General features: G+C 54.8%; 12 protein-coding genes and 2 pseudogenes. 7 read left to right on the forward strand and 7 right to left on the reverse strand.

Features of this window, described 5'->3' with window-relative positions; translation table 11 throughout:
• Nucleotides 1-404: 404 nt before the first annotated feature.
• Both SB13_RS17950 and SB13_RS00820 read right to left on the reverse strand, forming a co-directional pair.
• The gene (locus tag SB13_RS17950) at nt 405-932 is read right to left on the reverse strand and encodes a hypothetical protein (RefSeq protein ID WP_235202349.1); all 528 of its coding nucleotides are present in this window, start codon (nt 930-932) and stop codon (nt 405-407) included.
• Nucleotides 933-1679: 747 nt separating this feature from the next.
• The gene (locus SB13_RS00820) at nt 1680-2615 is read right to left on the reverse strand and encodes a hypothetical protein (protein ID WP_235202350.1); all 936 of its coding nucleotides are present in this window, start codon (nt 2613-2615) and stop codon (nt 1680-1682) included.
• Between the two features lie 224 nt (nt 2616-2839).
• On the opposite strand from SB13_RS00820, the pseudogene SB13_RS18135 reads away from it, so the two are divergent.
• Together SB13_RS18135 and SB13_RS17840 are read left to right on the forward strand one after the other, a co-directional pair.
• Nucleotides 2840-2890 (forward strand): annotated as a pseudogene (locus SB13_RS18135) (Rop family plasmid primer RNA-binding protein); the annotation flags it as partial.
• Nucleotides 2891-2895: 5 nt separating this feature from the next.
• Nucleotides 2896-3033 carry a hypothetical protein gene (locus SB13_RS17840; RefSeq protein ID WP_160168628.1) on the forward strand — a complete coding sequence of 46 codons (138 nt, stop codon included), beginning with the start codon at nt 2896-2898 and terminating at the stop codon, nt 3031-3033.
• Nucleotides 3034-3069: 36 nt separating this feature from the next.
• Here SB13_RS17840 and SB13_RS00825 read toward each other — a convergent pair whose 3' ends face one another.
• Nucleotides 3070-4095, reverse strand: coding sequence for a LacI family DNA-binding transcriptional regulator (locus tag SB13_RS00825; RefSeq protein WP_026738535.1), 1026 nt, complete (start codon nt 4093-4095; stop codon nt 3070-3072).
• A gap of 315 nt (nt 4096-4410) precedes the next feature.
• On the opposite strand from SB13_RS00825, the gene SB13_RS00830 reads away from it, so the two are divergent.
• Genes SB13_RS00830 through SB13_RS00840 form a run of 3 tightly spaced genes read left to right on the forward strand, consistent with a single transcriptional unit; the run spans nt 4411 to nt 6429 of the window.
• Complete coding sequence (locus tag SB13_RS00830; protein WP_026738536.1) at nt 4411-4854, forward strand: PTS sugar transporter subunit IIA; 444 nt, start codon at nt 4411-4413, stop codon at nt 4852-4854.
• 13 nt (nt 4855-4867) lie between these two features.
• Entirely contained in the window at nt 4868-5134 is a 267-nt protein-coding gene (locus SB13_RS00835; RefSeq protein ID WP_026738537.1) for a PTS sugar transporter subunit IIB, read from the forward strand.
• Between the two features lie 32 nt (nt 5135-5166).
• A complete protein-coding gene (locus SB13_RS00840) occupies nt 5167-6429 on the forward strand; it encodes a PTS ascorbate transporter subunit IIC (protein ID WP_026738538.1) in 1263 nt (420 codons plus the stop codon).
• A 271-nt stretch (nt 6430-6700) separates the two neighbouring features.
• Here SB13_RS00840 and SB13_RS00845 read toward each other — a convergent pair whose 3' ends face one another.
• The 3 genes from SB13_RS00845 to SB13_RS00855 form a co-directional block, all read right to left on the reverse strand.
• On the reverse strand, nt 6701-7201 hold the full coding sequence (locus SB13_RS00845; RefSeq protein WP_026738539.1) for a DUF1543 domain-containing protein: 501 nt from the start codon (nt 7199-7201) through the stop codon (nt 6701-6703).
• A gap of 218 nt (nt 7202-7419) precedes the next feature.
• Nucleotides 7420-8772 carry a glutathione-disulfide reductase gene (gene gorA, locus SB13_RS00850; RefSeq protein ID WP_026738540.1) on the reverse strand — a complete coding sequence of 451 codons (1353 nt, stop codon included), beginning with the start codon at nt 8770-8772 and terminating at the stop codon, nt 7420-7422.
• A gap of 166 nt (nt 8773-8938) precedes the next feature.
• A complete protein-coding gene (locus SB13_RS00855) occupies nt 8939-9451 on the reverse strand; it encodes a DNA polymerase beta superfamily protein (protein ID WP_051616364.1) in 513 nt (170 codons plus the stop codon).
• Here SB13_RS00855 and SB13_RS00860 point away from each other — a divergent pair.
• Together SB13_RS00860 and rnz are read left to right on the forward strand one after the other, a co-directional pair.
• Nucleotides 9446-9853, forward strand: a pseudogene (locus tag SB13_RS00860) (sigma 54-dependent transcriptional regulator); the annotation flags it as partial. The gene SB13_RS00855 and the pseudogene SB13_RS00860 overlap by 6 nt on opposite strands.
• A gap of 19 nt (nt 9854-9872) precedes the next feature.
• Entirely contained in the window at nt 9873-10787 is a 915-nt protein-coding gene (rnz, locus tag SB13_RS00865) for a ribonuclease Z (RefSeq protein ID WP_026738542.1), read from the forward strand.
• Between the two features lie 45 nt (nt 10788-10832).
• Here the strand turns inward: rnz and SB13_RS00870 are convergent, their stop codons facing one another.
• A complete protein-coding gene (locus SB13_RS00870; RefSeq protein WP_026738543.1) occupies nt 10833-11675 on the reverse strand; it encodes a 23S rRNA (adenine(2030)-N(6))-methyltransferase RlmJ in 843 nt (280 codons plus the stop codon).
• Between the last annotated feature and the right edge of the window lie 219 nt (nt 11676-11894).

An 11894-nucleotide genomic window follows, 5' to 3' on the forward strand; every position in this document is an offset into this window, starting at 1 on the left:
TGATACGTAATAGTCATAACAGGATTAAGCGCACAGTCATAATTAGAACAATGGCATGGATGGGGAAACGCTATTGTATTGTTCACAGTTAACCCCCCTCTATTTGATTCATTTAAGCAATGATAGAAACAACAAGATATAAGTTAGTCGCTATCTTATTTTTTTGAAAAAAAAACAAAATCATGATCATACAGACAGGAAAAGAAATAAATGAAGCCCAATAAATCAAATTCACATGCTCTTGCATAATTTCCATGCTAGCCCTGTGATATTCAATAGATATATTTTTTTCTGAAAAATAAACAATATCTTTATCGGACGATATTGCACCAACCACACCCACGACAAAATAATAAAACAGGAATGAAAATGAAATACATATCCACCGTATTAATGTCTTGTGTTTATTTTTTAACATCATGCATCCCTTCAAATAACCCACCAAAAGTACCTCCGGAATAAGGTGATATATCACCGATACTCGAGGCTGTTTCAGAAATGCTCCTCTCCACAATCATTCCAATAGAATTTTCGCTTATAGGGTCATAACTATCAATATTAGGGTACTGTTTTTTAAATTCATTCGTCATATCAATAACAATCATAGACAGCTCGCCACTTTTTTTCTCCAAATACCTTCTCAGTGATACTGGTATTGAAAAATCTTCTTCATAATCAACATGTATCTGAGCATTAGTGGTGTATCCATCCTTAAAGACTTGCGATCCTGCGACCTTTACTCCTTTTGTTGAGTGAGTTGTACAGTTCACACCAGTGACATCGTATTGATCAATTGTGTGTCCATTTCTTTTAGTACTATCCCTCATAAATGGAGTTTCTTTTGCTTTTACTCCTGAGTGCCATAGTTTTTCAAAGTACATTCTTGCAATAACAGGATCCGCATCTGTAATGAGAAAAACTTTAGCTTCCATTTTATACAGTTCTTCTCGGTAATATGTTCTAGCATCTTCAAACTGCAAAAAAATTCAGAATACCATCACCAGCAACACCAGCAACACCAGAGCGCCTACCAAATCGGCCATAAGTGAAAGAAGAAGCATTATTCCGCTCGTGAGCAGAAACAAATGCGTGTCCGGCCCCTTTAATTTCAGTCCAGAAAAAAACACCATCTTCTAATGGATTATGCTCTTTTTCACATTCCTGAACCGGGTCAATCCACTCCCCCTTTGGGGCGTTAAATAAACCGGGTCATCCCTAAAATAGCTTTGGGGTTCGGGCTTAATAATTTCCCGTGGGTTCCGCCACAATCCTAATCCACGGCCATACTGCATAAACTGCTCGTGCTCCACTAAACCAGCTCCGTCTGATTTCATTGTCACGAGATTGTGCCACAAATGAATGATTTACCATAACATCTCTAATGCGACACGATCACGGGACGATATAAAATTACCTATCACCTTACTTTTTTTAAAATAAAAAAAATCAAACAGATACAAATAGGAAAACCCACCAATGCAACATTAATGATATTATCTGTGGCGTGATAAATACTGTCTATAATTGCTTTATGGTATTCCACAGAGACAGACTTACTCGATAACATCATACTCTCTTTATCATCGATGTGACCAAAAGACAAAATAGCCATTGTAAGCCACAAATAATAGGCAAGGATAACCAAAACCACCCCAACTCTTCGGATAACAGATTTCCAATTAATTTTTAGTATCATAAGCACCATCCAATAAACCACCAATAGTACCGACTGAATACGGTGATACAGAACCAATAGATGACACAGATTCCGCCACCCCTCGATAAGTCTTCATTTTTTTTGTTGATGTATCAATAGGATATAGACCATCAATGTTAGGGTATTGTTTTTTAAATTCATTTGTCACATCAATAACAATCATTGACATATCACCACTTTTCTTCTCCAAATACCGTTGTAGTGATACAGGTACAGCAAAATCTTCTTCGTAATCAACTTTCATCTCAGAGTTGATTTCATATCCGTCTTTGAAAACTTGCGAACCAGACATTTTCAAGCCTTTAGTCGTATGGGTAGTACAATTAACACCAGTAACATCATATTGATCAATGGTATGCCCATTTCTTTTAGTACTATCCCCCATATCTTTAGTCTTTTTCGCTGGAACACCTTCATCCCAAAGGCGTTTAAAATACATTCTAGCTATCTTAGGATCTGCATCAGTAATAAGAAAAACCTTGGCTTCCATTTTATACAGTTCTTCTCGGTAATATGCTCTAGCATCTTCAAACTGCAAAAAATTCAAAATACCATCGCCGACAGATTCTAGAAATCCACCCACTCTACCAAAACGTCCATAGGTAAAAACAGAAGCATTATTCCGCTCGTGAGCAGAAACAAATGCGTGTCCGGCCCCTTTAATTTCAGTCCAGACAAAAACACCATTTTCTAATGGATTATGCTCTTTTTCACATTCCTGAACCGGGTCAATCCACTCCCCTTTGGGGGGCGTTAAATAAACCGGGTCATCCCTAAAATAGCTTTGGGGTTCGGGCTTAATATTTTCCCGTGGGTTCTGCCACAATCCTAACCCACGGCCATACTGCATAAACTGCTCGTGCTCCACTAAACCAGCTCCGTCTGATTTCATTGTCATGGAATTCTGCCACAAGTGAACGATTTACCATAACCCCCGTTCCGCGCACCGCCTGAAAGGCTCTCAGCGCATTTTGACCACCTGGGTCATAAAATCCCACGTTTTACCCGTCAAGAACGGTACAAGATCGCGCCCGTGCGTTTTGCACGGGCGCATGGTTATGCATCAGAATGCCGCGCCGGAGAGTTGATCGGACATTCACCGCCAAAAGAGAGAAAAGGGGTATGAACAAGCAGGAAAGTACCGCGCTGAACATGGCGAAATTTATCCGCGGGAAACCTTGCTACTGCTGGAGAAATTCGACGCACTGGGCTTTGATGACGAGGCAACCGCGTGCAAGAAGCCACTCGACGATGTGAAAAAACTGACCGCGCTGATCGACTTTCTAATTGCCAGCGGCGAGTTCAACGTCGCCTAATCGAGCCCGNCCCGCCAATGCCAGACGGCGCATCGTCTAGCGTTGGCGGGTGCTGGCCCGCACCACCAACGGGGCCGGAAGCGGCTGCCTCGACTCAACCTCTTCCCCCGCCAACGCCGCCAGCAGCTGTTCACCCGCCAACCGGCCCATCTGTCGGTACGGCAGCGCGACCGTGGTGAGCGGCGGTGAGCACACGGCTGAAAGATCGCCGCCGCCGATGCTGGCCACCGCCAGCTGGCTGGGCACATCCACCCCTTCCGCATGGCAGGCCATGATCACACCGCAGGCGACTTCGTCCGTGGTACAGATCAGCGCGTCCAGCTCCGGCCAGGTCATGCGGATTTCCGGCAGCCGCTGATGACCGGTGGCGAACGTCGGCGGCTCCGTGGCGGCGATAACCCGATGCGGCGAATGATTNACGGCCAGCATCGCGCGGTGCCAGCCGTGCATGATTTGCTTGAGGATCGTCGGGCTGGTCTGACTGCACAACAAGCCCAGATGCCGGTAGCCGCTCTGCGACAGTTGATGCACCAGCGCCGCCACCGCCTCTGCATAGTCGACGCCCACGCTGACATTCAGCGGCTGCGCAGGGAGTGCTCCCACCTGCATCACCGGCAGTCCGGCATTGATCAGCAGTCGGCGTCCCTCGTCGGTGCTGTCAAAGTTGAAATGCACCATCCCGGCGGGATGATAGGCGAGCAGGCGTTCGATGAGCTGGCGTTCGCCGCTGGCGGAGTGATTGGCTTCCACCAGCATCATGCCGTAGGCCTCTTGCTTCAGCACCGTTTGCAATGCTTCCGACACCAGAGCGCATCCCGGCGTCGCAAAAGAGGGAACGACCATGAGGATCAGTCGCGACGTGGCGGAAGCCAACGCGCTCGCCGCCAGATTAGGCACGTAATCCAGCTCCGCCATCGCCGTCGCGATTTTCTCGCGCAGCACGGGCGAGACTTTCTCCGGCATCCGCAGCGCCCGGGACGCCGTCATCGCGCTGACGCCCACCCGCCGGGCGACATCGGCCAGCGTGCTCTTCCCCGTGTTACGCCGCCGCTTTTCTCTCATCCTTACCGCCTCCCTTTTCTCGTCCGCCGTCGTTGCCGCTTCGCCGCCGTGTTCATCCAGACCTGCATCGCTATCCCGAGAGCGCCGCCCTTGGGGACCGGAATGAACCCTAATTCCGATGCGCTCAATCTCAGGGTAACACTGCTACGAGCAAGATAACCGGCCCGATCGTCACATTCGCCGCCGACGTCTCACTACGCGCATTATTCGCCTCTTCCGCGCAATGTTAGCGCTAACTTTGAGAAACCTATCACAGAAAGGTGGTCGATATTTCACCTACATTGAGTCACCCCTTCCCAGAGTCAAGAGGTAGACATGCTCGCTACATGGCTGACGCCCAAGACCATTCACATCGTGGACCGCGTTTCCCACTGGCAGGAGGCCCTCATGCTGGCGGCGGAACCGCTGCTGGCCGACGGCGCGATCACTCAGGACTATATCGAGGCGATTGTCGCGACCCATCAGACGTCAGGGCCCTACTATGTAATCGCGCCCGGACTGGCGCTGCCCCACGCCCGGCCTGAGCAGGGCGCCCGTAAGAACGGGCTGTCCTTGCTGTGTATCCGCGAGGGGGTGAATTTCGAATCGGCGGAAAACGATCCGGTGACGGTCGTGATTATGCTGTGCGCCTTATCTGGAGACGAACACATCAGGATGATTACCGAGCTGGCGGCGCTGTTCAGCGACGAAGAAAGTCTGCAACAGCTGCTGACCGCCTCTTCCCTTCCCGCCATTCAGGCGGTTATCGAAAACTATTGAGACGAGGCTTGTGATGAAAAAGATCCTTATTGTGTGCGGCAACGGGCTCGGCAGCAGCTTTATTGTCGAAATGAACGTCAAAAAACTCGTGGCGGAAATGGGTAAGGAAGCAGAAGTGAGCCATACCGATCTCACCTCCGCCAAGTCGGAACGCCCGGATATCATTCTGGGCGCCAAGGACATCGTGGAACAGATACAAGGCTCCGACGCCCAAATATTCGGCCTGACCAACCTGTTGGATAACAACAAGATCAGAGAAATTCTGGCTGCCAACCTGTAACGGCGCGCCCAGTCGCGCTAACGGAGTCGCTTATGTTGCAGTTTATTATGAAGGATGTGCTGGGTACGCCCGCCATCCTGGTAGGGCTATTTTCCCTGTTGGGGCTGATGCTGCAGAAGAAACCGTTCTCTGAGGTGGTTTCCGGCACGCTGAAAACCATCATGGGATTTTTGATTCTCATCGCCGGGGCCAATGTCATTTCCTCCACGCTGACGGTGTTCAGTCAGCTGTTCACGCACTCCTTTAATATGCACGGCGTCGTCCCCAACAACGACGTGGTGGCGGCGCTGGCGCAGGCCAACTTCGGCACAGAAACCGCCATGATCATGGTCTTTGGCATGATCGTGAACATTATTCTGGCGCGGATTACGCCGCTGAAATATATCTTCCTGACCGGCCACCACACGCTATATATGGCAGCGATGCTGGCGGTAATTCTGTCCACCGGCGGGATGCGCGGCGTCAGCCTGATCGCCACCGGCGCTGTGATTCTCGGCGCGCTGATGGTCATCAGCCCGGCCATCCTGCAGCCCTTTACCCGAAGAATCACCCAGTCGGATGATTTGGCTATCGGCCACTTCGGCTCCGCTGGTTATCTGCTGGCCGCGCTGGTGGGTAAGGTCGTCGGAAAAGGCAGCCCTTCCACGGAAGAGCTGAAGGTGCCGAAAACCCTGAACTTCCTGCGCGACTCTTCGGTAGCGATTTCGCTGACCATGATGATTCTGTTCATTGTGCTGACGCTGTTTGCAGGCAAGGAGTACACCGAAAGCCAGGTGAGCGGCGGACAGAATTACCTGATCTTCGCCATTATTCAGTCCATCACCTTCGCCGCCGGGGTGTATGTCATTCTCGCCGGGGTGCGGATGGTGATCGCGGAAATCGTCCCCGCGTTTAAGGGCATTGCCGACAAACTGGTGAAAGACGCCAAGCCCGCGCTGGACTGCCCGACCGTGTTCCCGTTCGCGCCGAACGCCGTGATTATCGGTTTCCTGTGTAGCTTCCTGGCCGGTCTGATCAGCATGTTCCTCTGCCCGCTGTTCGGCCTGAGCGTGATCGTCCCCGGGCTGGTCCCACACTTCTTCTGCGGCGCGACCGCCGGAATTTACGGCAACATCACGGGCGGACGCCGCGGCGCGGTGATCGGCTCCTTCGTACAAGGTTTGCTGATTTCCTTCCTGCCCGCGATTCTGCTGCCGCTGATGGGCTCGTTGGGACTGGCGGCCACCACGTTCGGCGACGCTGACTTCGGCATCGTGGGAATTATTCTCGGCAACCTGATTTCACTGTTCCACTAAGCATGCCGTACGCGGCGTGGACAGTTTTAGTCCGCGTCGCGCCCTACCCGCGAAGACACAATACGCATCATCGCCATGCAGTTGCTCTGCTCTGCTCTGCTCTGCCACAGAGTTCAACAGCGGATTGCGTTGAAAAGCACTGAATTATCACGCCTTTTTCAAACGCATCACACTCTATCAACTTTGCCCCACCTTAAGGGTCACATTGCAATCTGATGTGCAAACCCTCAGCAGAAATAGCCGTCCATCTAACCTGCGCCAGCATCAGGTATTAAATCGGCAGATACCCCTGCCAAAGTGGCGCGGCAGGGGTGCCGTGCGGGTTGGGCGTGAGATGGATATGCCATCCGTTCAGCTGTTGCAGCAGCAGGCAATCATCCACATCCCGCAGGTCGTCTTTGTGCTGTTTGAACGTGTCGTGCAACAGGACTTTTTTGGCCTGCTGCTTCGCCTCATCCGCCGTCGGGGCCACAAACAAGCCGAACTGGTGCAATTCCGCAGGCTCGCCCGGCAGGTAGCCGCCAATGTTGACGAACCAGAGGCGCTGAGTCGATGTCGAGGACGTCTCGCTCAGCGTGATGTCATAGCCGTCAGCCCACGTAATCGGCGTGTAGCTGNCGACGTGGATCTGTTTCTTGTCGCCGAACCAGGCTGCCTTGAGGAGGGGGAAAGCCTCTTCCGGCTCGTTGACCGCGGCAAACTGGACGTCGTGCAATTCGATGTTGGCGCCTGGCGCACTGCCGCCGACGTAGAAAAGAAAAAGGGTGGGCATAAGATCTTGGTCTCCCTGATAGTGATGATATGGCAATCACTCACGCGGTCAGCAAACGCGTCGCTCCCCTTCGGACATTAAAGCCCCAAACGGGTTGAAGCATTGCACAACGCGGCGAGAACGGCATTTGCACGGTCTTGGTGGCAAAAAGCCGGGCGCTGAACGCCCGGCTATCATGATGACGAACACGTCGTCAGCGCCTGACTCGCGGCGTTTTGTTAGCGCATGGTGACGAACTCTTCCGCCCCGGTCGGATGAATGGCGACCGTGTTGTCGAAATCCTGCTTGGTGGCGCCCATTTTCACCGCGACGGCGAAGCCCTGCAGCATTTCATCCACGCCGAAACCGATGCCGTGAACGCCCACCACTTTCTCTTCCGGACCGACACAGACCAATTTCATGCGGCACGGCTGACGGTGCTGCGTGACGGCGGTATACATCGCGGTGAAGGAGGATTGGTAGACTTTGACCTGCTCGTCGCCGTACTTTTCACGCGCCTGTGGTTCGGTCAACCCGACGGTGCCGATAGGCGGGTGGCTGAACACCACGGTAGGAATATTGCTGTAGTCCAAGTGCTCGTTCGGCTTGTTGTTGAACAGGCGCTCCGACAGACGACGCCCCGCCGCCACCGCGACCGGCGTCAGCTCGACCGCGCCGGTGTTGTCGCCCACGGCGTAAATGCCGGAAACGTTGGTGTTCTGGAATTTATCGACTTTCACATAGCCGCGATCGTCCAGCTCGACGCCCGCCGCCTGAAGGTTGAGGTTATCAGTGGCAGGTTGGCGTCCAATTGCCCAAACCAGGCAGTCCACCGTCTGCGATTTGCCGTCTTCCAGCTGCAGCGTCAGGCTGCCGTCGGCATTTTTTACCACCGCTTTAGGCGTCGACTCCGTGTGCAGCGACGGGCCTTCGGCCTTCATCACTTCCACCAGCGTATCCACAATCAGCGGGTCGAACTGGCGCAGCGGCGCATGTTTACGTACGAACAGGTGGGTTTCCGCTCCCAGCGCGTTCAGCACGCCGGCGATTTCCACGGCGATGTAGCCTGCGCCGACGACGGCGACGCGACGCGGCAGCGCATCCAGCTCAAAGAACCCGTCGGAGTTGATGCCGTATTCCGCACCGGGCACATCCGGCAACGTCGGACGGCCGCCGGTGGCGATCAGAATATGGTCGGCGGTGATCTCTTCGCCGTTCACTTCCACCGTGTGCGCATCCACAAATCGGGCAAAACCACGGATCACCTCAACCTGGTTCTTACCCAGCACATTGTCATAGGAGTGATGAATACGGTCAATATAGGCACTGCGGTTTTTCACCAGCGTATCCCAGTTGAAGCCATTAACCGTGACGTCAAAGCCATAGTCGGGGCCGTAGTTGTGGATAGCCTCGGCGATCTGCGCCGCATGCCACATCACCTTTTTCGGTACGCAGCCCACGTTCACACAGGTCCCGCCCAGATATTTGGCTTCAATCAACGCGCATTTCTTGCCGTACATGGCCGCACGGTTAATGGAGGCAATGCCGCCGCTGCCGCCGCCAATGGCGAGATAGTCATAATGTTTAGTCATTGGGAGATCCAGGTTGTGTGAATAAAAAGTTATATAGAGTGTAACGCCAGAGATCTTATTCCGGCAAAGATCGGAGCGTGATTGTAGTCAGAAACGCGAAGCGCCTTGGGGGGATTTTTGAAATCAGTGCAATAGGCGAGGCCGCCTTAAGGGGCCTCGCGCAACGTTAAACGCCGAACATCACGGTCTCACACAGCAGTCGATCCAACGCGGCGTTGATGCGTGCGTCCTTCGCCGGTTGCGAGGTCACCGTCACGGTTTCCAGCGATCGTGCGATAAACGCATGGATATGCGGTTGCCGCTCGACCGTATCCGTTTCCACCGCGCTGCATTTCAGTTTCAACAGCGCACGAATCTCCGCCAGCAACTTAGGATCCGTCACCATCGCGTTCAGCAACACCTCGAACTGCATGGGCGGCGCCCCTTTCCCCTCAGCAATCCACTGCACTGCGAGCAGCGAGCGCAGGACGTAAAAATACTTTTTCAGCCGCACGCGCTCATCCAGCAAATAGGTCCGAAAGTTTTTACGCGCGATGGAGAAGTAATGATGACTCGCCTTGAGCGCGGAAAAACAGCCGGGGATCAACTGCCGCAGCCGGTCTGTCGCCACGTCGTCCTGCCGGTAGACCACCGGTGAATCCAGCCATTCAATAAGCGTGGGGTTGCCCCGGTTCAACAACGCCAGCGCTTTCTGGGGTTCGCCTGCTCGCCGCAGGCCCCGTGGCGCGGTAATTTTAGAGAATTGGGCGCCAGCGTCGTCAGAATGGCGACATTAGCGGATAATGGGCGCATTACTCCCGCGCTGGTAGACGAAGAAATCTCGCGTCTGCAGCGGCAGTGGGCGCCCGGCGATGCCGCAAGCGCGCCGCTGCCTGAGAGCGTCGGCGAATGCGATTTGTTTGACCGCCTCCAGTTGGAAAGCGTGCTGAACGTTTGCCGCCAGGCCAGCAGCCTGTCGGAAGCGGGCCGCCAGCTCTTCGCCGTCTCGCGCCAGCAGAAAAAACAGCCGAATGACGCCGACCGGCTGCGCAAGTTTCTGGCGCGGTTCGCTTTATGCTGGGATGACGTCAAACACCGTTAATTAACCGGAGCGTTTTACCATGGAACTGATATTTTTGGGCACCAGCGCAGGCGTCCCAACGAAAGCGCGCAACGTGGCCAGCCTGGCGCTGGACCTGCAAGGCCCGCGCCCCGCCTTCTGGCTGTTCGACTGCGGAGAAGGCACGCAGCATCAGATACTGCACACGCGTTTGAGCGCCAGCAAGATCGAGAAAATTTTCATCACGCACCTGCATGGCGACCACCTGTTTGGCCTGCCGGGTCTGCTGTGCTCCCGCTCCATGGCCGGGTGTCAGGCGCCGCTGACGCTCTACGGCCCCGCCGGCCTGAAAACGTTTGTCGACAATGCGCTGAGCCTGAGCGGCTCTTATCTCACCTATCCCATGGAAATAGTTGAGGTTACCTCCGGACCGGTCTGTGAAGACGAACACCGTGTGGTGACGGCCTATCCGATGTCGCACACGCTGACCTGCGTCGGGTATCGCATCGAAGAGCGTCCCAAACCCGGCGCGCTGAATGTGGAGCGGCTGACGGAAGAGGGCATTCGCCCCGGTTCATGGTTTCAGCAACTGAAGCGCGGCGAGTCCGTCACGCTGGAGGATGGACGTACCTTACACGGCGCCGATTACCTTGGACCGTCCACGCCGGGCCGTTCGCTCGCGATATTCGGCGNCACCCGCCCCTCGGAAGCGGGACGCATGCTGGCCGCCGGGGTGGACGTGATGGTGCACGAAGCGACGGTGGAAGCCAGTATGGCCGATCGCGCCAGCGAGCGCGGCCATTCCACGACGGAACAGGCGGCGACGCTGGCCCGTGACGCGGGGGCAAAACGCTTGATTATCACCCATATCAGCGCGCGGTACGGTCAGGAAGACAACGAAAGGCTGTTGGCGGAGTGCCGGGCGATTTTCCCGGCCACGGAAATGGCCACCGACTTGGGGAGCTTCCGGGTGTAATTTGTCGCCAATGCCCTGCACCGCAGCGCATTGGCTCAGCCGAGTTTACTCCGGCACGACCCATTCTACGCGCGTGTGCCCGGTGCCTTCCGGCACCAGCACCTGATGCAGCCACGGCAGCACGCTTTTCATCTGCGCTTCCAGCTTCCACGGCGGGTTGATGACGATCATGCCGGATGCGGTCATGCCGTGGCGATCGCTGTCTGGCAGCACGGCCAGCTCGATTTGCAGGATCCGGCGGATGCCGGTCGCTTCCAGATCTTTCAGCAGCCGTTTAATCTGCTGACGCAATACGACCGGATACCACAACGCATAAACGCCGGTCGCGAAGCGGCGGTAGCCCTCCTGAATGCCCTTCACCACCGCCTGATAATCGCTTTTTAGCTCGTAAGGCGGGTCGATCAGCACCAGTCCGCGGCGGGACGGCGGCGGCAGCTGGGCTTTCAACTGCTGATAGCCGTCTTCACGCACTACGCGGGCGCGATTGTCGCGCTGGAACTCCTGACGCAGCAGCGGGAAGTCGCTCGGGTGCAGTTCGCTCAGGCTCAGGCGGTCATGATCGCGCAGCAGGTGACGGGCGACCAGCGGGGAACCGGGGTAGTAACGCAGCTGCCCCTGCGGGTTGTAGTTACGCACCACCTGCATGTAGGCATCCAGTTCGTCAGGCACGTCGTCCCGCTGCCAGATGCGGGCAATCCCCGCCTGATATTCGGCAGTGCGCTCGGCGTGTTCGCTTTGCAGCTTGTAGCGACCCGCCCCGGCGTGCGTGTCGAGGTACAGGAACGGTTTATCTTTCTCCGCCAGAGCGCTGAGGATCAGGCTTTGAACGGTATGCTTGAGCACGTCGGCGTGATTGCCGGCGTGAAAACTGTGGCGGTAGCTGAGCATGGGTAATGATTATCCAGTGATTGAGTCGTGGATGGGGCGGACGCGCCGTCTTTCCCCACCCTCGCCGCAGCGCGGCAAAAACAACGGGGTGCAGCGGGGGAGTATAAAACAGATTGGCCCTCTTCTGGTCATTGGATGAGATCTTAACGTGTTTAACAGTGCGGATCGTGAGGGTCAGCCCGGCGGGAACCTGAAAACCGGTTCCCTTTTCCGAAGCTG

The organism is Lonsdalea quercina subsp. quercina (genome assembly GCF_000688695.1).
Classification (GTDB): domain Bacteria; phylum Pseudomonadota; class Gammaproteobacteria; order Enterobacterales; family Enterobacteriaceae; genus Lonsdalea; species Lonsdalea quercina_D.